The organism is Pseudodesulfovibrio aespoeensis Aspo-2 (genome assembly GCF_000176915.2).
Classification (GTDB): Bacteria; Desulfobacterota; Desulfovibrionia; order Desulfovibrionales; family Desulfovibrionaceae; genus Pseudodesulfovibrio; species Pseudodesulfovibrio aespoeensis.
In genome coordinates this window covers 3,051,528-3,073,443 of record NC_014844.1, presented here as the reverse complement: position 1 = coordinate 3,073,443, position 21,916 = coordinate 3,051,528, and the positions used below count along the sequence as shown (strand labels likewise).

Here is a 21,916-nt window from a genome sequence, read left to right as displayed (position 1 = left end):
CGTGGGTGAAGTGCAGCGGGTCGGGCGGTCAATGGCAGCTGGAGCAGTTGCCGCCGGAGCAGCCCGCGCAGCCGCTGGAGGACGCAGCCGGGGCCGGGGCGGAGTCGCTGCCCGAATCCGGGCTGGCACCGCCGACCTTTGAGCGCACCGCGCTCATGAGCTTGCTGGTCTTTGCGGAGGCGCACTTGGGGCAGGGCGGGCATTCGTCCCTGTCAAAGACGAGTTCCTCGAATTCGTTGCCGCAGTCGTCGCACTGGTATTCGAATATGGGCATGGCATGCTCCGATGCTTGAGTGTTCGTGGCCGGGCGTTGCGACCGCCAGGCAGGAGGTCTGCATAGCTGAAAAGGACTTGGCTGGCAACGCCGGGCCGTCCGCTTCCCGTCAACAGGCTGTTGAAAAACGTCCGATTGCTGCGTTGCTTCAAAAAGGTCAAACCCTCACGTACTAGAAGTACGCTTCGTCCTTGACCTTTATTCGCGCCTTGCACTCGAACATTTTTGAACAGCCTGCGAGAATGCTATTTTCAACGTTCTGTCAAGGTAATGCCCGTGCGCCACTTGTCCAGTCATGGCGCGAAAAAGAGTGAACACCCTCGGGCGCATGATGGCATTGCCTTGAACACCTGTTTGAGGTATCTTTTGAAGGGCGGAAAACAATCTGAAATCCCATACATGCGTAATGAGTTCAGGGAGGCAGTTTCCGGGCGGAGCCGTCTCTTGCGGGGTTTTTATGGAGGATGCACGGATACATACCGGCGCGGATGGCCGCACGGCTGACGCAAGGCGGGGTTGCACCGGGCTCGACAACCCGGACGAGCCGCTGAAGTGCGTGTTTTCCACTGTGTCCGAGATCAAGGTGGGCACCGGCACCACGGCCAAAAAGCAGCGCAGCAAGCTGTTGTGGTATGTGCAGCAGTGCGGGTTCGACCAGTTCGGGGTGCGCAAGATCAATCCCCAGTTCGTGCCTGTGGGCGACGAGAGGATCATCGACCAGGAAGCGTTGCTGACCAGCTACACGCCCGAGGTGGAGATCCACAACACCCGCGTGGAACCTGCAATGATCGCCTTGAAAAAGACCATCGTCAAGGGCGACAAACACCGCGAAAAGGGCGAGCCGCTCTCTGCCGAGATGGAGTACGCCAAGGCGCTGGACGTGGACGAGACCAACGTGCGGGCCATCTTCGGCCTTGGGCTGGTCTATCTGGGGCGCAGCGACAAGAAAAATTCGCGCACCGTCTTCGAACAGCTGCTCGGCCTGCACGCGGCATTTTCCGAGGAGCACAAGCACTTGTTCAACGAGTTCGGCATCCAACTGCGCAAGAGCGGGCTTTTTGACGAGGCGGTGCAATACTACTCGCGCGCAGTGGAGTTGACCGAGGCGGATGAGAACCTCTATTACAATCTTGCCCGCGCCTTCTACGAGAAGAACGACTGGGAGCACAGTGTCGAGTTCGCGGCCCGCTCCCTCTCGATCAAGCCCGACCACGACCACTCCCTGAACCTGTGCAAGGTCGCGGTGGCCCTGGCTGGCAACGATGACCTGCGGGCGCGCTACGGCAAGCCGCCGGTCCCGGACGCGGTGGCCCGAAAGGCCGGACGATGCGCGGGCATTGAGCCGGGGGCCGACGAGATGACCATAGAGATCAGCCCCGCCGGGGTGGATGGACGGCTGTCGTCGTCATCACTGATGATGGAACTGGAACAGGAGAAGTGATGACTGGAGTGGGCTGTGGGCAAGCGGCTTGAGGTGAGCCTGTTCGGCACATTTTACAGCGTGAGCGGGCTGCACCTTGGCAGGGCCGCTGTCAAGGCCGCGATCAAGGCCTATGGCCCGGCCAAGTGGAACAACATCGTCAGGGATATAGCCCTGGGCCGCAACGCCAAGCGGAAAATGGGCGAAGTGGCCCATACCCTGGGCCACCCCATCCGGGAACTCTACCATGCGCGTGGGTTTGCCATGCACGACTCCCGGTTCGGGCTCGAGGCATTCTACGGCGGGGAGCATGTGCCTCTGACCATGGTCGCGGCCAAAAACAGGGCTTTACACCCGCAGGATCTGATGAAAGACTGTAAGCTCAAGGACATGCTCGCCGTGTTCTGGGCCAAGCGCGAAAGCGCGATGCTCTTTCGCTGGGATGACGTGGAATTTCGCACCCAGGAGGACGTGACCCTTGTCTTTGACAGCCTTGGTCCGCTCCTGGCGCGCAGCAGCGCCTTTGATCTGGCCCTGGATGTCGTCTGGCAGGGCGTGCGTGGCAAGCGCAGGACTCTGGGCGGGGACCAGGAGTTCACGCGCCTTGAGCATGTGTTTCATGTTTCGGGTTGAACAGGTTGCATGATGGGGAGCCATGAACCAGGGATCGGGGAAGACTGGCTTGGCGGGAACCGCCGGGGCTGAAGCCAAGAAGACGGTATCGGGTTGGGATTTTCTGCCCGGCGATGGCGCGATTCGGTGTGTCTTTTCCTCCACGTCCATTGTCAAGCTCGGCCAGAGCGCCATGGCCCAGCGTCATGAGAGCACCCTCTACTGGTATGTGGAGCAGGTGGAGGACGACCTGTTCGAGGCGCGCAAGATCAACGCCAAGAACGTGCCCGCCGGCAACGCGGAGGCCATCTCCCTGCGCCGGCTGCTCAACGAGTTCACCCCCCGCCTCGCCTATTACGAGGATGTGGTTCTTCCGGCCATGAAGGATCTCGAAAAGATCCTTGACCAGGGCGACCGCGAGCGTGCCCACGGGCGCCTTTACAGCGCGGAGATGCAGTATGCCAGGGCCAGGACCATCGAGGAGCGCAACGTCCGCGCCCTGTACGGCCTGGGGCTTATCTTCCTGAACCGCCGCGAGTATTCGCGCGCCCGGATGGTCCTTTCGGAACTGGTGGATGTCAAGGCCGCCTTTGACGGCAAGAACCAGCACCTGTTCAACGAGTTCGGCATCGGGCTGCGCAAATCCGGCCTGTTTGACGAGGCCAGCGCCTACTATCGGCGCGCCCTGGATTACGTCAAGGATGACGAGAACCTGTTTTACAACCTTGCGCGCACCCGCTACGAGAAGGGCGACTGGGAGGGGTGCCTTGAGGCGCTCATCGTCTCCAACAGGCTCAATCCCGACCTGCCCGTGGCCCGCGAGCTTTTCCGGGTCATCGTGGGGCTGGCCGATGATGAGCGGCTGCTGGAGCGGTACGGCAAGCCTCCGGTGCCGCCGGAGGTGGCTGGCCGGGCCAGGAACCTGCTGGCTGCGCAGACCGGTACCCTGGTTCTGGACGAGGAAGTGGTGGTCTTCGACATGGAGCGGGGCCGGGCGCGCATGGGTATTGGCCCGGTGCCGGTCTCAGGGGCGGCTGACGCGACAGACGCGGGCGGGCGCGCCGCGCCGGACAGGCAATCGGACAGGCCGGAGGGTGCAAAATGATCCCACGGGACGAAAACAAGGAGCGTTTGGCCCCATGAGCAAAAAGACCGGCGCGGTTAAGCCGGAAGCGGGCACGAGCGATCTGGCCCGGATCAGTGACGCGGGCGGGAGCGTCAGGTGCGTTTTTTCCGCCCTGGATGAGTTGCGTGTGGGTACTGGCACGACCACGCGCAAGCATTTGAGCAGAATCTACTGGTATGTGGAGGAGCTGGACGAGGAACGCTTTTCCCTGCGCCGGATCAACTCCCACCATGTGCCAAGCGGGGACGAGGTGGTCGTCACCCTCAAGGAGTTGGTCGCCAACTACACGCCCGAGGTGGAGTTTTTCGAGGGCAACACGATCCCGGCCCTTGAGCTGCTTCAGGAGTATCTTGACGAAGGCACGGAACAGCGCGCCAAGGGCAAGCTCTACAGCGCGCAGGACAGCTTTGGCCGCGCCCTGGGCCTGGACGAGGGGAACGTCCGCGCCCTGTTCAACCTCGGCCTCATCGCCCTGGCTCTGAACGACCTGGACAAGGCGCGCGACACCATGCGCGAGCTGCTCAAGATCCGCTCCACCTTCACGGGCAAGGACCAGCACCTGTTCAACGAGTTCGGCATTGCCCTGCGCAAGAACGGACTGTTCGAGGAGGCCTCGGCATATTATGCCAAGGCCCTGGAATTCGTGGAGGATGACGAACACCTTTATTACAACCTGGCCCGCACCAACTACGAGCGCGGCCACTGGGCGGAGTGCATCGATGCCATCGGCAGGAGCCGCTCCCTCAACCCCGGCCTGGCGGCCACCAGCCAGCTCGGCGAATTGATAGTCGAGCTGGCCAACAACGACAGCCTGCGCGAGCAGTACAACAAGCCGCCCATACCGGACGACCTCGCCGTGGGGCTGGCCGGGCTCATGCGCGCCGAGCGGCCCACCCTGCCCGCCAGCGACGGCAGCGGGGCCGAGACCCTGGAATCTGGCCGGGCCAGAGCCGGGACCGGACCGACCGATATCGAGCCAGCCTCGGACTCGGGAAATCAAGCCGGAACAGGCGTCTCCCGCGAGGACCTGAAGTTCGACATCTGACAGGCCTGTCGCGGCCTGACCGCAATGCTATTGCAACGGAAAAGGGGTGCGCCGACCAGTCGGCGCACCCCTTGTGCCTGTTTCTGGTGGTGGCTACTTGGCCTTGGCCAGGGGCCAGATGTCCTCGACCCGTTCGATGGTCTTGATAATGATGCGCTTGCGCAGCTCGTCGGGTATCTCGGCCAGGTCCTTCTTGTTCTGGGCCGGGATGAGGACCTTCTTCATGCCGCGCGAGACAGCGGCCAGGATCTTCTCCTTGATGCCGCCCACGGGCAGGACGCGGCCGCGCAGGCTGATCTCGCCGGTCATGGCCACGTCCGGGCTGACCGGCGTGTTGGTCAGGGCCGAGATCAGCGCCGTGACCAGGGTGACGCCCGCCGACGGACCGTCCTTGGGCGTGGCCCCTGCCGGGACATGGATGTGGATGTCCAGCTTTTCGTTGAATTTCGGATCGATGCCGTACTCGTCGGCCCGAGCGCGGGCGATGGACAGGGCGGCCTGGGCCGACTCCTTCATCACGTCGCCGAGCTTGCCGGTGAGGATGAGCTGGCCCTTGCCGGGCATGGTGGTCACCTCGATGTGCAGCATCTCGCCGCCCACCGGGGTCCAGGCCAGGCCCACGGCCACGCCCGGAGGCAGGGCGGTCTCCTTTTCGTCGTCCAGAAAGTGGGGCGGGCCGAGCAGGGTGTGCAGGGTCTGGGGCGTGATCTTGAACGGCCCCTTTTCCCCCTCGGCCTTCCTGCGTGCCATCTTGCGGCACAGGGTGCCGATCTCGCGCTCCACGTTGCGCAGCCCGGCCTCGCGGGTGTATTCGCGCACCACCTTGGCCACCAGTTTGTCGCTGATGGCCAGCTCGCTCTCCTTGAGACCGTTCTCGCGGATCTGCCGGGGGATGATGTAGCGCCGCGTGATGGCCGTCTTTTCCTGCTCGGTGTAGCCGGGGATGCGGATGATCTCCATGCGGTCGCGCAGGGGGCCGGGGATGGAGTCGAGCATGTTGGCCGTGCAGATGAACATGACCTTGGACAGGTCAAAGGGCACGTTCAGGTAGTGGTCGGTGAAGGAGAAGTTCTGCTCCGGATCGAGCACTTCGAGCAGGGCCGACGACGGATCGCCGCGAAAGTCCGAGCCGAGCTTGTCGATCTCGTCGAGCATGATCACCGGATTGCGCGTGCCGCACTGCTTGATGGCCTGGATGATGCGGCCCGGCATGGCCCCGATGTAGGTGCGCCGGTGGCCGCGGATTTCGGCCTCGTCGCGCATGCCGCCAAGGGACATGCGGTGAAACTTGCGGCCCAGGCTGCGGGCGATGGAGCGGCCAAGGGAGGTCTTGCCCACGCCAGGAGGGCCGGAGAAGCAGAGGATCGGCCCCTTCATCCTGGTGTTGAGCTTGCGTACGCTCAAGTATTCGAGGATGCGCTCCTTGACCTTTTCCAGGTCGTAGTGGTCCTCGTTGAGAATCGTTTCGGCCAGTTTGATGTCCAGGCGGTCGCGGGAGAGCTTCTTCCACGGCAGGTCGATCATCCAGTCGAGGTAGGTGCGGATGACCGTGGCCTCGCTCGACTCGGCGTGCATGGTTTCAAGGCGCCTGAGCTGCTTGAAGCACTCCTTCATGACATCCTTGGGCATGCCGGATTTGGTCACCCCCTGCTTGAGCTCCTCCATCTCCTCGCTTTCGTCGCCGTCGTCGCCAAGCTCGCGCTTGATGGCCTTGAGCTGCTCGCGCAGGTAGAAGTCGCGCTGGGCCTTGTCCATGCCTTCCTTGGCCATGGTCTGGATCTTGTTCTGCATGCTGGCCACTTCCACCTCCTTGAGCAGCTGGCTGTTGACCAGCTCAAGGCGGATGATGGGATCGTGGCATTCGAGGATGCGCTGGGCGGCCTCGACCTTCATGCGCAGGTTGCTGGCGATGAGGTCGGCCAGCCTGCCCGGCTCGTTGACGTTGTTGAGCACGCTCATGATGTCCTGGGACGAGATGCCGCGCAGGGAGAGGATGCGTTCGCTTTGCTCGCGCGACGAGCGGATCAGGGCTTCCTGCTCGCTGGTCAGGGAGCCCACTTCCGGCTCCATGAGCGGCTCAAGCTCGGCGATATGGTAGGGATCGCTCGCGGTGAACCGCTTGACCCTGGCCCGGGCCAGTCCCTGCACCAGCACCTTGAGACGGCCATCAGGCATCTTGAGCATGCGCATGATCATGCCCACGGTGCCGGTGGCGTAAAGCTCGTCCGGGTTCGGATCGTCCACGGTCTCGTCCTTCTGGGTCAGGATGAGGATGTAGCGGTCGCCGGACAGGGCCGCGTCCACGGCCTTGACGGATTTGTCGCGCCCCACGAAGAGCGGCAGGATCATGTAGTTGAAGACCACGATGTCGCGCACGGCGAGCACGGGCAGCACTTTGGGGATGTCGCCGGGGCCGGGACCGGAGGCGTCGTCGCCCTCGGCAAAGGGCGTGGTCGGGGTTGGGGAGCCGGTCAGGGCCTCGATGATGTCCGGCAGTTCCTCGGAGCCCTTGCCCGGCTTTCCAGACTCGCGCTCAGGGGTTTTCTTCTGGTCTATATCTGGCGTGATGCGCCTGATTCGCGTCGGCTTGACCGGCGATTTGTTCTTTTTCCTGCTCAAGGGTCGATCCTTTCATTTTGACGATAATTGCGTGTGTTACCCCACATAAGTCGTCAGGACGGCTTGGCAAGGCCGTTTTTTGTGCAAAATGGGGATTTTCAGCCCGCGACGGAAAAACGGGTGAACGGTTCGTCCGCTTGGCGCCAGTCGGTGTCCACGCGCGTCACCCTGGCCAGGGGCGGCCCCTGGTGCAGCCGCTCCACGAATCGCTCCAGGGCCTCGGCCCCGCCCTGGCCCACGGTTTCCACGCTGCCGTCGGGCCGGTTGCGGACCCAGCCGGTGACGCCCAGCTCAAGGGCCATGTCGGCTGTCCAGGCCCGGAACCAGACGCCCTGGACCTTGCCGTGAACCGTGCAGTGCGCCTCTTTCATCAAAGCCGTCCGTGTTCGTTGAAGCTGTAATACTCGTGGTCCGTGACGATGATGTGGTCCAGAATCCTGATGCCCAGCCCCTGGGCGGTGTCCCGGATTCGCCGGGTCAGGTCCAGGTCCTCCCTGGACGGGGTCGGGTCGCCGCCGGGGTGGTTGTGGGCCAGGATCAGGGCCGCAGCCTCCAAGCGCAGGGCCGTGACCATGATCTCCCGGGGAAAGACCGGGGTGGCGTCCACCGTGCCCTTGCTCACCTGCTCCCAGGCGATGACCCGGTTCTTGGAGTCCATGAACGCGGCCCAGAATTCCTCCACGCCCTTGGAGCCGATGCGGGCCATGGCCGCGCGGGCCACCTCTGCCGGGTCGGACAGGGGCGCGCCGCTGCGGGTGCGGGCCTCGCCCATGCGGGCGAACAGCTCCTGGGTCAAGGCCCAGTGGGCCACCGCTGCCGGGCCGATGCCGCTGATGGCTTCCAGCTGGTCGGGCCGGGCCATGAGCGCGTCCTTGAGCGAGCCGAACCGCTCGATCATCAGCTTGGCCAGGGGCTTGGTGTCCCGGCGCGGGATGATGGCGGCCAGGGCCAGCTCCAGGATCTCATAGTCGGCCAGGGCGCGGCTGTCCCGGAGGAGTTTCTCCCTGAGCCTCTGGCGGTGGCCGAGATAGTGCGGTGCGTCCGTCTCTTTCATAGCTTCGGTGTCAAGCTGCGGGGTATTATTACGGGGATATTATAACGCGGCGGGCCGTTCATCGGGCCGTCTGCCGGGGCTGGAACAAATCGATGAGCCCGGCCACCAGTACGTCGAGGACCTCCTCGTGGTGGCGCGCGCCGGTCTTGACGCTCAGTTCCGATTCCAGGGCCAGGTCTATCATCCGGGCCACGCCCTGGCGGCCCAGCCGCCGGGCCACCTCGGTCTTGAGCTGCTTGACGTAGGGGTGGGCCTTGACCAGGGCCTCCTCACCGCTCATGAGCATCCAGTACATGCGGGCCTGGCTGGCCAGATAGCCGATGAGGTTGAAGAGCATCCTGTCCTGGGATTTCTTGAGGTGGTCGCCGAGCACGCGCTTCCACACCGCCACCTCGGCCCCGCGTCGGCCCAGGGCGTCCATGAGGTCGAAGAATTCCATCTCGCCCACCGGGGCCACCAGCTCCACATGCTCGCGGCGCACGAGCCTGCTGTCGCCTGCGGCCAGATCGAGCTTGTCCAGCTCCAGGCGCACGGCCACGGCATCGGCAGGCAGGGCCGCCACCAGGGCGCGGTCCGCACCGGGCTCAAAGGTGACCCCGCGCTCTTTGGCCCACGCCTTGACAAACCCGCCCAGGGACGCCTGATCCAGTCCGGCAGATTCCCACACCCACCCCTCGTCCCTGGCCTTCTTGTAGATGGTCCGGCGCGACAGGGTGGCCGGAATCGACGGCTTCTTGCCCTTCCACTCGCCCTCCAGGCAGAAGATGGGCAGGATGTCGGCTGACACTCCCTTGACCCCGGCGTCGAGCTTGTCCCAATGCTCGGCCCTGAGGGCGTGGGCGCGGCGGATGACCAGCGCCTTGGGCTGGGCGAAGAGGCTCTTGATGGTCAGGTCGGTCCAGAAGGCGGCGGGCAGCGGCTCGTCGTCATCGCCCCAGAAGGGCTTGACCTCCCACCCCTGCTGGCCGGACGCGGCAAGGCGCTGCTCGATCTGCGTCTTGATCAGCTGCGGGTCAGGGCAGACGAGGATGAGGTATCGGGTGCGCTGCATGCTGCGGTATCCGTGTGCGGGCCTTAGTAGTTCTGTTCCATGCGGTCGGCCAGCCTGCGGATGCCCAGGCTGGTGACCTCGGCGTCGGCCTCGTCCTCCTGGCCCTGATAAAAGGGCCAGTCCTGGCCGATCTCGCCGGAACTCCAGATGCTGTGGCCGTCCGTGGCGGACTTGATCTCCGCGCTGAACCGGAAGATGGCGTTGGAGCGCAGGGTCTGGTCGCTGGAGCCCTCGACCGCCGTGGGCCGGTAGTATTTGATGATGGTGATGTGGATGAGGCTGTCGGCCCGGCTGCGCTCATCGGTCCAGGTGACGGTGCCGCGCCGGGTCAGCTCGTCGCGCAGCAGCTCGCGGACGCGCGGTTCGAGCCAGGCCAGGGTGGTCGGGTTGTCCACGCCGGAGATGGCCATGGTCCGGTACTCCGGTGTGATGACGGACTCCCCGGAGCCGCCCACCGAATAGCCGCAGGCAGCGAGCACGAGCAGCAGGATGGCGAGCAGCATCAAGGGGGCTATGCGGAGCAAGGGCATGTATGTCTCCCAACGATTCGATGTCATGACGCCGGATACTACTGGGAAACGCGACAAGAGTCCACTTGCAGGGGCATGAGAAGGGAGTGACGCCAGGAAGATGGCAGAAGCGACCCCGTGATTTGGCACAGCCCCTGATCCCGGCTCGTCATGACAACAGATCGTCCGGCGACAGCACTTGCGCCCACAGCGCTCCGTGCTCGGGCGACCCCGGGGGGAAAAACGGCTGCTCAAGCACCGCCTTGCATTCCTGACGCCACAATCCCTCATGCGTCATCCCATCCGGCAGGGGCAGCATTTCCATGCGGTATGTGAAGATGATGGGGATGTTGTCGGCCAGGCCGCGATCCGTGAGCCCCTGACCCTTGAGCCAAAACGGGCTGCGCCGTTTCACCAGGTTGTGTCGCAGGGGATCGACGGTCATGGTGTACCCCAGTTCCATCTCGTTTTGGCAGAGATAATGAACGTGCAGATTGTTGTGCCAGCGGAACATGTTGCCGTTGAACTCGTTTTCGGCCCCGAACATGGAGAATCGGCCGCGCAGCAACAAACGATACGCTTCAACGTCATAAACCCAGACCGTACAGCGGTGGATCAGCTCGACTCCCTGCAGGACATAATGCATCCGGTAGACGCCGTTCATCAGCGCGAACAGCTCCTGCATGTACGATTGCCTGTTGTGTTCGACGTACCGCTTGGGGAAGGCCTCCTTGTATCCCAGGACCATGGACGGCGTCCGGCCGTCATCCGTGGAGAGCGAGTCCGCCAACACCTTGACCATGTCGGTCTGCGGGGAGATGAATAATTCGGGCATAATGCCGAGACAATGGGCATAATCGGCAATCCGGTTCTCCGGGATGCCCTCGCGGATGTCCGTGTCGATGGTCGTCGGGCTGCGCGGCAGGCCGCAGGCGATCCAGCTCTCCCAGTTGAGCACGTGGCGGGTGTCTTCGACATCCCTGCGCCATTTCTTGCCGAGCATTTTCAAGGCAATCCGCAGATGCTCTCCGGCGACGCGATTGCGGTTGAGGGATGGGCGGCCTGACGGAATTTTTGCTTTCATTGATACATATCCCGCTTCCGAGGCATTCTCGATCGAATCGACGGCAGACAGCCTGATAACCGTGCTTTTGCCAAGAAATTCTAATGGGATTAATCGATTATTCCTCCCAAGTAAACCGCACTGACTGACCTCGTTGCACACTCACTCCGAAAAGGCAGTGCGCCTTTCCCAGCCCATCATTCCAGCCATCGGCATATTATCTGGTGCACAACTGTGCTTCCATGCGTCCCAAAAACACAATTAATTCATTTTTTGCCAGACGCGCCAGCCAGTTGCATTTGCATGGTATGGGGACATGATTTCCTTTCGTTCGGCGTCCCGGCGCGGCGACCCCGAAGGCGCATCAACGTGTACACGAGAGATAGGCACGGTATCACCATAAGGAAAATGGCATGTCCGCATTGCAGTTCAACTTTTCGATTTTACAACAGATGATGCGTTTATTAGAAACAGCGGTGTTCCAGTCGCCTCTGATTCTCATGCTGATCTTCACGTGTCTCGCTGGGCATTTCTCGCTGGCCACTGCGGCAGACATCTACGGTTATCGATTTGAAAACACGACAGTACAGGGATTAGATGAAACCGTTTCAGCCACGGCGACAGGGTCCGACAATGCCTTTGGCATATTTTTGAACGAAGCTTCACTCTTGCAGTTGAACGGCTCCACAACCGCGTCAAGTCAAGATGGTACAGGATACGGTGTCTATCTGCACAACAACTGCGTGCTATTCAATCTTGGATCGATAGCAGGCGAGTCCACTGCCGGGGAAGTGAATGGCGTATACCTCGGGGCCTCCTCAGCGTTCACGAACACCGGCTCGATAAGCGGTACATCATCTGCAGGCGATGCGTTCGGCGCACAGGTGTGGATTTCGTCGGGGGCAACGAACTCGGGCACGATAACAGGCACATCCACCTCCGGATTTGCATACGGCGTGAGTCTTGCTTCAGCAGCGACACTCACCAACACTGGTTCGATATCCGGCACCTCGTTTGTCGAATCGGGCTATGGTGCGATGCTCGACACCCAGTCCTCGGCAACGAACTCGGGCACGATAACAGGCACATCCACCATCGGATCGGCATACGGCATATCCCTTGGTGATCAATCGACGTTCATCAATTCGGGCACGCTGGCAGCCAGCGGAGATAAGGCATATGGCGCGGATCTTTCCAGCCTCTCGACGCTCACCAACACGGGCGTGATTACCGCCACATCCGACAGTTTAACTGCATACGGCGTAAATCTTAATACACTGGCGACGGTCATCAATTCCGGTACAGTGGCAGCCAGTTCGACCAGCTATTTCTCAAGGGGCGCACATGTTGACTTTTCTTCGACGCTCACCAACACGGGCATGATCACCTCCACATCCATCACCAGACCTGCATTCGGTGTGGTGCTTGATAATGATTCGAAGGTCATCAATTCCGGCACGGTGGCAGCCGTTTCGACCAAGGATGGTGCAGCTGGCGCGATTACTTCCGGCCTCTCGACGCTGACCAGCACGGGTACGATCACCGCCACAGGTGATTACGTGGCATATGGAGTGCAATTAGAAAAGGGCTCGACGTTCACCAATTCAGGCTTGGTCACTGCAACAAGCCCGAGAGCTGCCACCGGTGTGTACATAACCAACCCTTCTGGAGTTACTAGCAGCAACACCTTTATAAACACCGGCTCCATAAATGCCCAGGGTGGCACCAAATCCCAAGCAATATTGGCGCGCACGCACAGTTCTGTATATCTGGACACAGGGACACGTATTCTCAACGGCTCTGTCTCTGGCCAAAACGGCTTAGCCGATCTCATCATCCGGAGCGACAGCGACCTCGGCTTTACCCTCGACGGCAACTGGAAATCCGTCACCCACAGCGGAAGCGGCATCTGGTCACTCAACGGTGACAGCTCGGCCTCGGCGTCCACCCTGACCCTGAACGCCGGCTCCAAAACCACAATGTTCAGCGGGTCGCGCCTGACCTCGGCCACAATGGACATGAATTCCGGAGCGTCCCTGAACTTTGTGCCGAATTCGCTGGTGACGGTGACGGGCACGGCCACCCTGAACGGGGCCATCACTGTGGATCCTTTTGCCGACAGGCTTGGATCGGCCACCCTTCTCACCGCCGGGACCCTGAATACGGGTGCGGATTACTCCGCTTTTTTCACTGGCAACCCCAATTTTGCGGTGAACGTCACCACGACTACGGGCGCGGGCGGCTCCGTGAGCGTGTCCACCGCCTTCGCTCCGCAGGACGACGCGCCTTCCCTGGCGTCGACGACGATCCTTTCCTCCTCCCAGGCCTTCGCCGGCGTGGCCCAATCGCGCAACCTCGGCCTGCTCGCGGACATGGGCGACAGCGACGAGGACCGTGAGATCATGGTGGCGTCTATCGGCTCTCTGGACGGGCTGCTGAATCCCCGCAAGGAAGAGACTCCTTGGGGCATATACCTCCAGCCGGTGTACAGCTTCGGCTCGCGCAACGGCGATGCCTCAAGCAAGGGGTACAATTACGGCATGTACGGCCTGGAGGCGGGGATCGACCGCCGCATCGGGGACGACTGGGTGGTCGGGGCCATGGCCGGATACGGCTCCTCGCACATGGACTTCACCGGCTCGGACTGGGTGGCGAACGACAATGAAGACCAGCGGCTCTATACCGCCGGAGCCTATGTCGGCTATCGCGCGGGAGACTGGACCTTTGCCGACACCCTGAGCGTGACCTACGCCGACCACAAGTCAAAGCGCAAGGCCAGCGCCACGGACACAGCCACCGCCAAGTACGAGTCATGGCTGATCGCCAATGAATTCCTGGCCGTGTACCATTGGTCTCCGGCCGAGAACTGGCTGGTGACGCCCCGCGCCGGAGTGAACGTCACCCACCTTCACCGCCCCGGATTCTCTGAAAGCGGCTCGATCAACGCCCTCACCTACCAGACCTTGGACCAGTTTTTCTCCGAGGGGCTTGTGGCCGTCAACGTGCAGCGGACCTTCATGAAGGACGACCTGGCCGTGACTCCCTATGCAGGCCTGGGTGCTGTTCACTCCCTGACGGGCAACGACATCACGGTGAAACAGTACCTGACAACCACCTCCGCCGAGGTGACGACCAAGAACGACGACAGCCGATTCACCGGAGAGCTCGGCATGACCTTCAGCGCCGGAAGCACCAAGGTGACCCTGGGCTATGCCGGTGAATACAGCGCGTCCTCGGACAGTCACTCCGTGTTTGGGCAAATGCGCTGGGAGTTCTAGAGGGGCAGTTGCTGGCAGGTCCGATCCATTGCAAGACATGGCCCCCGGGAAGACCGTCTGGTCCTTCCGGGGGCTTTCTATTTGAGAGGCGAGATTATTTGGCCACCGTCACCTTGGGCTTGAGGGAGGCGGGCATGGCGTCGAGCATGGCCTGGGTGGGCACGTTCACCGGGATGAAGGGGGGCTGGCCCATGGTGTCGAGCACCATGAGGCCGCCATCGGGCGAGAAGAGGTAGCCGAGGAATGCCTCTGCGGCCTCTGGATTGGGCGCGTTGTTCAGCATGGTCACGCCGTAGGTGATGGAGGAGCCGATGCGATCGATGGTGGTGCCGGGCTTGGGGCCGGAGACCGTGACCTTGGCCCGCTTGTAGAACGGGTCGAGCGCCATGTCGCCCAGGTTGATGTGCCGGTCCAGGGGCACATAGTCCAGCCCGTGCTGCACGGCCACGGAGAGGTACTCGAAACCGTAGTCCAGCGTACCGTCCTTGAGCCGGGCCACCAGATCCTTGGCCTTGGCGTAGATGTTGGTGGAAGGCCGGTTGGCGATGATCGCGTCATACAGGCCGGGCTTGCCGTAGAACTGCTCGGCCAGTTGCAGCACCATCAGGCTGCGGTAGCCGCAGGGGTCCAGGTTGGGGTCGGTATGGCCCCAGGCCACGCCCTTGGTCTGAAGGATTTCGTACCAGTTCTGCGGGGAAATGGTGTCGCGCATCTTGCTGGTCTCGGTGTAGCAGAGCACGATCTGGTTGGAGGCGAACCGGGCGTTCCAGGCGGCGAATTTCGGGATCAGGGTCTTGTCGATGACCACATAATCTGCCGAGGCCATGATGTCTGCCGTCTCGCCGCCTTCGGCGATGAGTCGGGCCATCTTGGTGCTGCCGCCCGCCTTGGTCACGAAGGTGACCGCCGGATACTGGGTGTTGAACTCTTTGATCATCTTCTTGAGCGGCTCGGTCAGGCTGCCTGCGAGGTAGATGGTCAGCGTGCCCGCAGGCTCGGCCTTGGCAACGCTCGCCGGACCGAGCAGCATGGTCGCGGCCAGCAGGCCCAGGCAGGTCGATTTTAGGAAACGAAACAGCATGGCAATATCCTCCTCATGTCGGGTTTTTTGATTATGTCTCATAGAGCATGATCCTGGGAAGGGGTCAACGGGCAGTGTGTGCCGTCAGGTTTGACACCAGGGGCAGGAAAAAAAGGCCGGGCGGACCTCACGATCCGCCCGGCCTTGCCGTTTTATTGGAGTGGCGCGGCCTAGTTGGCCACGATGTTGACGAGCTTGTTGGGGATGACGATGACCTTGCGCACGGTGCTTCCCTCGATGAATTTGGCGACGTTCTCAAGGCCCAGGGCGATTGTTTCCACCTCGGCGGCAGGGGCGTTGTTCGGGGCCTCGAACTTGCCGCGCACCTTGCCGTTGACCTGGACCACCAGGGTGACCTCGTCCTTGACCAGGGCGCTTTCGTCAAAGGTCGGCCAGGACTGGGTGGCCAGGGTTTCAGCGTGGCCCATGGTCTGCCACAGCTCCTCGCACAGGTGCGGGGCCACGGGCGAGAGCAGGGTCACGGCGGTGGCAATGGCCGAGGCGAGAGCCTTTGGCTCGGTGTCGGCCAGTTCGTCCTTGAGGGCGTACATCTCGTTGACCAGCTCCATGACCGCGGCGATGGCCGTGTTGAACTGGAACTCGTTCTCGATGTCGCGGGTGACGCGGCGTACGGTATCGTGCTCCTTGAAGCGCAGCTGCCGGGCCGCGTCGGATTTAGGGGCGGCATGGGAGGTCGGGCGCACGGCATGGAGCCGGTCCTCCAGCTCCTCCACCAGCCGCCACAGACGGCTCAGGAAGCGGAACGCGCCCTCAATGCCCTGGTCGGACCATTCCAGCTCCTTGATCGGTGGCGAGGCAAAGAGGATGAACAGCCGGGTGGCGTCCGCGCCGTAGCGCTCGATCATGGAGTTGGGGTCCACCACGTTGCCCTTGGATTTGGACATCTTGCCGCCGTCTTTCAGCACCATGCCCTGGGTGAGCAGGTTGGCGAACGGCTCGCTCGCCTGGACAAACCCGGTGTCGCGCAGGGCCTTGGTGAAGAAGCGGGAGTACAGCAGGTGCAGGATGGCGTGCTCGATGCCGCCGATGTACTGGTCCACGTTCATCCAGTAGCCGGTGGCCTCCTGGCTGAAGGGGGCGTCCTCGTTGCGCGGGTCGCAGTAGCGCAGATAGTACCAGGAGGACTCGAAAAAGGTGTCAAAGGTGTCGGTCTCGCGCCGGGCGGGCTTGCCGCAGGCCGGGCAAACGCAGTTGACAAAGGAGTCCATGGTCGGCAGGGGCGACTTGCCGTCGCTTCTGACCTGGGCGTCCACGGGCAGGAGGATGGGCAGCTGGTCCTCGGGCACTGGCACCACGCCGCAGGCGTCGCAGTAGATGACCGGGATGGGCGCGCCCCAGAACCGCTGGCGCGAGACGTTCCAGTCGCGCAGCCGGTAGTTGACGGCCATGGTCCCCAGGCCGGATTTGTCCAGGTGTTCGACAATGGCCTTTTTGGCGGATTCGTTGTCCATGCCGTCAAAGTCGCCGGAATTCACCAGGATGCCGGGGTCGGCATAGGCGGCGGTCAGGTCTGCCTCGGCCAGCACCTCGCCCCTGGCGTGCAGGTCCGCCGGGTTGATGACCACCTTGAGCGGCAGCTCGTATTTGCGGGCAAACTCGAAATCGCGCTGGTCGTGGGCCGGGACGGCCATGACCGCGCCCGTGCCGTAGCCCATGAGCACGAAGTTGGCCACATAGATGGGCATGAGCGCGCCAGTGACCGGGTTGACGCAGTATTTGCCGGTGAAGACGCCTTCCTTCTCCAGGTCGTCCGCGCCGCGCTTGATGCGGTCCATGTTGCGGATGTTGGCCACAAAGGCGTCGACCTCCGCCTTGTCGGGCGCGTCGGCGGTCAGGATGTCCACCAGGGGATGCTCGGCGGCCACGGACATGAAGGTGGCGCCGAACAGGGTGTCGGGCCGGGTGGTGAAGACCGGGATGGTGTGGTCCATGTCCTTGACCTGGAAGGTCAGCTCCGCGCCGTAGCTGCGGCCTATCCAGTTGCGCTGCATGGTCAGCACGCGCTCGGGCCAGCCGCCTTCGAGGCTGTCCAGGTCGGCCAGCAGCTCGTCCGCGTAGTCGGTGATGCGCAGGAACCACTGCTCCATGTCCTTCTGCTCGACCTCGGAGTCGCAGCGCCAGCACTTGCCGTCCTCCACCTGCTCGTTGGCGAGCACGGTGTTGCAGTCCGGGCACCAGTTCTGGGGCGAGTGCTTGCGGTAGGCCAGCCCCTTTTCGAGAAATTTCAGGAAGAACTTCTGCTCCCACTTGTAGTACTCGGGGCGGCAGGACGCGATCTCGCGCCGCCAGTCATAAGAGTAGCCCAGCCGCTGGAGTTGTTCGCGCATCTCGGCGATGTTCTGATAGGTCCAGGCGGCGGGGTGGACGCCGTGCTTGATGGCCGCGTTTTCGGCGGGCAGGCCAAAGGCGTCCCAGCCCATGGGGTGCAGCACGTTGAAGCCCTGCATGGACTTGAAACGGGCCACCACGTCGCCGATGGAGTAGTTGCGCACGTGGCCCATGTGGATCTTGCCCGAGGGATAGGGGAACATCTCAAGCACATAGTACTTGGGCCTGGACGGATCAACCTCGACCTCGAAGCATCCGGACTCCTGCCAGATGCGCTGCCATTTCCGCTCGACTGCCTGGGGATCGTATTTGCCTAAGGCCATGGTCTGTTATCCTTTGGAGATTATGCTTTGCCGCTGGGCATGGTCCGGGCCACGCCGTCGAGGATGCCGTTGACAAACCCGCGCGACTTCTCGTCGCCAAAGAGCTTGGACAGCTCAATGGCCTCGTTGATGGCGGCCTTGACCGGGATGTCGGTGAACAGCATCTCGTAGAGGGAGAGGCGCAGGATGGACAGCTCAATGACCGCGATGCGGTCGAACTTCCAGTGCTGGGAGTGCTCGCCGATGGCCGCGTCGATGCGGGCGAGGTTCTTGTCCACGCCCAGGACCAGGGCGCGGGCGAACTCCCGCGCAGTCTCGGATTCCTGCTCCTCGACCATGGGGTTGCGCTCAAACGCGGTCCCTATGTCCACCGGGTTCTTGGGGTCGTCAAAGTGGGTGCCGTAGAGCACCTGAAAGGCCAGGGTGCGTCCCACCCTGCGGATGCCGGGCCGGTTGCCCTTTTTATTGCCTGACATGGGCTAGAGCTGTTCCAGGACGCGGATGGTCTCGAGCATGGCCGAAGCCGCCTCTACACCCTTGTTGCCGCCCTTGCTGCCCGCCCGCTCGATGGCCTGATCGAGCGAATCGCAGGTGAGCAGGCCAAACCCCATGGGCACGCCGGATTCCATGCTGGCCTGGGCCACGCCCTTGGCGCACTCGTTGCACACATAGTCGAAGTGGGGGGTGGCCCCGCGGATGACCGCGCCGAGCACGACCACGCCGTGGTAGTTGCCGGAGCGGGCCAGCTTCTGGGCGGCCAGGGGCAGCTCAAAGGCGCCGGGCAGCCGCACCAGGGTCAGGTTTTCCTCGCTGCCGCCGTGGCGCACCAGGTAATCGACCGCGCCGGAAATGAGGCGGTCGACGATGAAGTCGTTGAAGCGCGCGGCCACGATGGCCACCTTGAGGCCCTGCGCGTTGAGCTGTCCTTCGATGGTCTTCAGGGGCATGATGGTGTCTCCCGTGTGATGAAAATTGGTCTATGTACTATGTTACGCTTTGTCGTCTTCGTCAACGTGGAGAATGTGCTGCATCTTGTCGCGCTTGGTCTTGAGGTAGTTCCTGTTCAGCTCGCAGGCGCCCACCTCGATGGGCACGCGCTCGACCACCTTGAGGCCGTAGCCTTCAAGACCCACCATCTTCTTGGGATTGTTGGTCATCAGCCGCATGTTGGAGACGCCCAGCGCGCGCAGGATCTGCGCCCCGGTGCCATATTCGCGCAGGTCTGCGGGAAAGCCGAGTTTCACGTTGGCCTCCACGGTGTCGTAGCCCTGGTCCTGGAGGTGGTAGGCCCGGATCTTGTTGCCAAGGCCGATACCCCGGCCCTCCTGGCGCATGTAGACGAGCACGCCCTTGCCCTCGTTGTTGATCATGCACATGGCGTCCTGGAGCTGGGGGCCGCAGTCGCAGCGCACCGAGCCGAACACGTCGCCGGTCAGGCACTCGGAGTGGACGCGCACCAGGGTGGCATCGTCCGGGGTGATGTCGCCCTTGTAGAGCGCGATGTGGGTCTTGCCGTCGGTCTCGGAATAGAAGGCCGCGCTCTTGAAGTTGCCCCAGCGGGTGGGCAGGTTGGCCTCGGCCACCTTGGTCACCGAGTAGCCGCCGAACTTCATGCGGTAGGCGATCAGTTCGGCCACCGAGCATATCTTGAGGTTGTGCTTCTTGGCATAGATTTCGAGCTCGGGCATGCGGGCCATGGTCCCGTCCTCGTTCATGATCTCGCAGATGACTGCGGCGGGCTTGAACCCGGCCAGCCGGGCGATATCCGTGCCGCCCTCGGTCTGCCCGGCGCGCACCAGCACGCCGCCGTCCTTGGCCCGCAGGGGGAAGATGTGGCCCGGCGTGACGATGGAGTTCTCGTCGGCCCCGTCGGCCACGGCGGCCAGCACGGTGGTGGCGCGGTCCTTGGCCGAGATGCCGGTGGTCACGCCCTCGCGGGCCTCGATGGAAACCGTGAAGTTGGTGCCGAACCCGGACTCGTTCTTCTTGGTCATCAGCTCAAGGCCGAGGCTGTCGGCCATGGTGTTGCTCATGGGCAGGCAGATGAGTCCGCGGGCGTGGGTGGCCATGAAGTTGATGATCTCCGGGGTGACGGCCTCGGCAGCGCAGACGAGGTCGCCCTCGTTCTCGCGGTCCTCGTCGTCCACCATGATCACCATCTTGCCCTGGCGGATATCCTCAATGGCCTCTTCAAGGGTGCACAGTGCCATGTTCAAAGTACCTCGTTGTTCTATTTCCGGGCCGGGCAGCCGGGCAGGCCCGCTCCCCGCGCACGCGGAACCCCACTACTTATCGCAAATGGGTGCGCTGGGGAAGGGGAAAATTCCCAGGCAAAAAGTCAGTATTTCCAGTTTGATACAAAGATGGCGGGCGTGTTTCGAGGGCAGAGGACACGGTCGTGCGGCGCGTTCGCCCTGGATACGGCCTGGGATGCGGGCTCAATGCGGCCCGCATGCAGGCGGGCCGGTCAGGCCCGGCTGGCGCAGAACGGGTCGGCCCTGTGCGCGCGGCAGAACGGTCCGGGCGGGCAGGCCGGGCAGTCGCGGGCTGCGGCCAGCCGGTCGAGGAGCGCGGCCTGCCGGTCTGACAGGGCCGAGGCGTCCAGGCTGCGCCCGGCGTCGAACACGCCGACCATGTCCTCGACCACGGTCTCGCTGTGGGCGTTGACGTGCCAGTCGAGGATGTTCATGAAGTCCGCGTCCTCGCGGTCGCGATAGCGCCAGCCGCCGCACCGGGCCGTGACCAGCCGCCGTGAGACGCAGACACACAGCGGGTCCACGTTGCCGGGCCGGATCACGTCGCCCATCCCCGGCCTGGGGATGCTCGGCGCGTCAAGGGCGAGCTGGGTGTCGATGCGGCCTATGATCAGCTCGGTGTCGAAGTGTTTCAGGTAGAGGCGCAGGGCCTGGGCCTTGAGCGCGTTGTCGTCGTCGAGATAGATGAGCTTGTCGCCCTGGGCCAGGTTGGTGAGCAGGGCGCGGATGCCGTTGCCGCCGTTGCGGTCGGCGGGCAGGTTCAGGCCGCGCACGGTGTAGACCGAGCGCGGGCAAAGACCCCGGACGCCGTCGAAGCCGATGAGGATTTCCACCTGCCCGGTTTCCAGTCCGGCGAAGCGGGCGGCCTGTTCCACCGAGTCCACTGCCTTGCGCAGCGCCTTTGGCCGGTTGCCCGTGGTGGGCATGATGACTGAAAAGAGGATATCGCCGTCCCTGGCCATACGCCTGCTCCCTCCCCGCGTCCCTGCGGGTTTGCAAGGGTCTCCCAACCCCGGATTTCCTATGCGGCCCAGCCGGTTTCACCCAGCTGGTCTTCTTGTGTATCGGCTCAGATCCGGGGAAGCTTTAGGGAACAATGCGGGAAGAGAGACAATTTGTCCGGGCGTTGGCCGGGCAGTCCTCAAAAGCCGTGTTCGCGCAGATAGTCCATGGTGATGGCGGATTTTTGGCCGCTGGCCGCGTCGGGCTGGCGATCCGACTGACGGTCGGTCCAGGGGGCGACCATGCGCTCCACGTATTTGCCGATGATGTCGGTCTCCATATTCACGCGTCTGCCTGGGGTCCAGCCCGCGATGGTGGTGGCCTCTTGCGTCTTGGGGATGATGTTGACTTCGAGCCAGTCCGGCCCGCAGTCGTTGACCGTCAGGCTGATGCCGTCAAGGGCCACGGACCCCTTGGGGATGACATGCCGTCCCTGGGCCAGGGGAAAGGTCAGGCGGTAGATGCGCGATTCTCCTGCCGGGCGCACCCCGGCCACCTCGGCCAGGCAGTCCACGTGTCCGGCCACGATGTGGCCGCCGAAGCGGTCACCCATGGCCATGGCCCGTTCCAGGTTGACCTGCGAGCCGACCTTGAGCGCGCCCAGGCTGGTGACGGACAGGGTCTCGCGGCTGGCGTAGGCCGTGAACCAGCCGTTGCCAAAGGTCTCCACGGTCAGGCAGGTGCCGTTGACCGCGATGGATTCGCCCGCCTCGATATCGGACAGGGGGAAGAGGGCGCGGATGCGTAGCCGCGTCTCCGCGCCGCGTGCGTCCGCCGCCTCGACGCGGCCCATGCCCATGATCAGACCTGTAAACATGGCCTCTCCTTGCTGATGCGTTGTTGCCCGTGGTTGTA

Annotated in this window: 19 protein-coding genes; 5 read left to right on the top strand and 14 right to left on the bottom strand. The window is 63.1% G+C overall.

The window, feature by feature from the left end:
• Positions 1 to 28 precede the first annotated feature (28 nt).
• Positions 29 to 274 (bottom strand): FmdB family zinc ribbon protein, encoded by a 246-nt coding sequence (locus DAES_RS14225; protein WP_013515733.1) that lies wholly within the window; start codon positions 272 to 274, stop codon positions 29 to 31.
• A gap of 457 nt (positions 275 to 731) precedes the next feature.
• Between DAES_RS14225 and DAES_RS14220 the strand changes: the two genes are divergently transcribed.
• Genes DAES_RS14220 through DAES_RS14205 form a run of 4 tightly spaced genes read left to right on the top strand, consistent with a single transcriptional unit; the run spans position 732 to position 4,477 of the window.
• A complete protein-coding gene (locus DAES_RS14220; RefSeq protein WP_236608415.1) occupies positions 732 to 1,715 on the top strand; it encodes a tetratricopeptide repeat protein in 984 nt (327 codons plus the stop codon).
• Between the two features lie 15 nt (positions 1,716 to 1,730).
• Positions 1,731 to 2,327 carry a hypothetical protein gene (locus DAES_RS14215; protein ID WP_013515731.1) on the top strand — a complete coding sequence of 199 codons (597 nt, stop codon included), beginning with the start codon at positions 1,731 to 1,733 and terminating at the stop codon, positions 2,325 to 2,327.
• A 22-nt stretch (positions 2,328 to 2,349) separates the two neighbouring features.
• Complete coding sequence (locus tag DAES_RS14210; RefSeq protein WP_013515730.1) at positions 2,350 to 3,411, top strand: tetratricopeptide repeat protein; 1,062 nt, start codon at positions 2,350 to 2,352, stop codon at positions 3,409 to 3,411.
• Positions 3,412 to 3,445: 34 nt separating this feature from the next.
• Positions 3,446 to 4,477 carry a tetratricopeptide repeat protein gene (locus DAES_RS14205; protein WP_013515729.1) on the top strand — a complete coding sequence of 344 codons (1,032 nt, stop codon included), beginning with the start codon at positions 3,446 to 3,448 and terminating at the stop codon, positions 4,475 to 4,477.
• A gap of 93 nt (positions 4,478 to 4,570) precedes the next feature.
• On the opposite strand, the gene lon is transcribed toward DAES_RS14205, so the two are convergent.
• From lon to DAES_RS14175, 6 genes are all read right to left on the bottom strand, one after another.
• Positions 4,571 to 7,096 carry an endopeptidase La gene (gene lon / locus DAES_RS14200; protein ID WP_013515728.1) on the bottom strand — a complete coding sequence of 842 codons (2,526 nt, stop codon included), beginning with the start codon at positions 7,094 to 7,096 and terminating at the stop codon, positions 4,571 to 4,573.
• A gap of 98 nt (positions 7,097 to 7,194) precedes the next feature.
• On the bottom strand, positions 7,195 to 7,467 hold the full coding sequence (locus DAES_RS14195; RefSeq protein ID WP_013515727.1) for an acylphosphatase: 273 nt from the start codon (positions 7,465 to 7,467) through the stop codon (positions 7,195 to 7,197).
• A complete protein-coding gene (gene radC, locus DAES_RS14190; RefSeq protein ID WP_013515726.1) occupies positions 7,467 to 8,150 on the bottom strand; it encodes a RadC family protein in 684 nt (227 codons plus the stop codon). Before radC ends, DAES_RS14195 begins: the two co-directional genes overlap by 1 nt.
• A 58-nt stretch (positions 8,151 to 8,208) precedes the next feature.
• Positions 8,209 to 9,201 carry a DNA polymerase III subunit delta gene (locus DAES_RS14185; RefSeq protein WP_013515725.1) on the bottom strand — a complete coding sequence of 331 codons (993 nt, stop codon included), beginning with the start codon at positions 9,199 to 9,201 and terminating at the stop codon, positions 8,209 to 8,211.
• Between the two features lie 23 nt (positions 9,202 to 9,224).
• Entirely contained in the window at positions 9,225 to 9,731 is a 507-nt protein-coding gene (lptE, locus tag DAES_RS14180; protein WP_013515724.1) for an LPS assembly lipoprotein LptE, read from the bottom strand.
• 148 nt (positions 9,732 to 9,879) lie between these two features.
• Positions 9,880 to 10,935: a hypothetical protein gene (locus tag DAES_RS14175; protein ID WP_157864870.1), complete on the bottom strand. Its 1,056-nt coding sequence runs from the start codon at positions 10,933 to 10,935 to the stop codon at positions 9,880 to 9,882.
• Positions 10,936 to 11,186: 251 nt separating this feature from the next.
• Here DAES_RS14175 and DAES_RS17440 point away from each other — a divergent pair, with 251 nt between their 5' ends.
• Positions 11,187 to 14,051 carry an autotransporter outer membrane beta-barrel domain-containing protein gene (locus DAES_RS17440; RefSeq protein ID WP_013515722.1) on the top strand — a complete coding sequence of 955 codons (2,865 nt, stop codon included), beginning with the start codon at positions 11,187 to 11,189 and terminating at the stop codon, positions 14,049 to 14,051.
• Positions 14,052 to 14,145: 94 nt separating this feature from the next.
• Here DAES_RS17440 and wtpA read toward each other — a convergent pair whose 3' ends face one another.
• The 7 genes from wtpA to DAES_RS14130 form a co-directional block, all read right to left on the bottom strand.
• Positions 14,146 to 15,132: a tungstate ABC transporter substrate-binding protein WtpA gene (wtpA, locus tag DAES_RS14160; RefSeq protein ID WP_013515721.1), complete on the bottom strand. Its 987-nt coding sequence runs from the start codon at positions 15,130 to 15,132 to the stop codon at positions 14,146 to 14,148.
• 170 nt (positions 15,133 to 15,302) lie between these two features.
• Positions 15,303 to 17,804, bottom strand: coding sequence for a leucine--tRNA ligase (gene leuS, locus DAES_RS14155; RefSeq protein WP_013515720.1), 2,502 nt, complete (start codon positions 17,802 to 17,804; stop codon positions 15,303 to 15,305).
• 20 nt (positions 17,805 to 17,824) lie between these two features.
• Positions 17,825 to 18,280: a transcription antitermination factor NusB gene (gene nusB, locus DAES_RS14150; RefSeq protein WP_013515719.1), complete on the bottom strand. Its 456-nt coding sequence runs from the start codon at positions 18,278 to 18,280 to the stop codon at positions 17,825 to 17,827.
• A gap of 3 nt (positions 18,281 to 18,283) precedes the next feature.
• Positions 18,284 to 18,754 (bottom strand): 6,7-dimethyl-8-ribityllumazine synthase, encoded by a 471-nt coding sequence (gene ribH, locus DAES_RS14145; RefSeq protein WP_041271458.1) that lies wholly within the window; start codon positions 18,752 to 18,754, stop codon positions 18,284 to 18,286.
• Positions 18,755 to 18,793: 39 nt separating this feature from the next.
• Positions 18,794 to 20,014, bottom strand: coding sequence for a bifunctional 3,4-dihydroxy-2-butanone-4-phosphate synthase/GTP cyclohydrolase II (locus DAES_RS14140; protein ID WP_013515717.1), 1,221 nt, complete (start codon positions 20,012 to 20,014; stop codon positions 18,794 to 18,796).
• A 257-nt stretch (positions 20,015 to 20,271) separates the two neighbouring features.
• On the bottom strand, positions 20,272 to 21,021 hold the full coding sequence (locus DAES_RS14135; protein WP_013515716.1) for a glycosyltransferase family 2 protein: 750 nt from the start codon (positions 21,019 to 21,021) through the stop codon (positions 20,272 to 20,274).
• A 179-nt stretch (positions 21,022 to 21,200) separates the two neighbouring features.
• The gene (locus tag DAES_RS14130) at positions 21,201 to 21,878 is read right to left on the bottom strand and encodes a riboflavin synthase (protein WP_013515715.1); all 678 of its coding nucleotides are present in this window, start codon (positions 21,876 to 21,878) and stop codon (positions 21,201 to 21,203) included.
• Between the last annotated feature and the right edge of the window lie 38 nt (positions 21,879 to 21,916).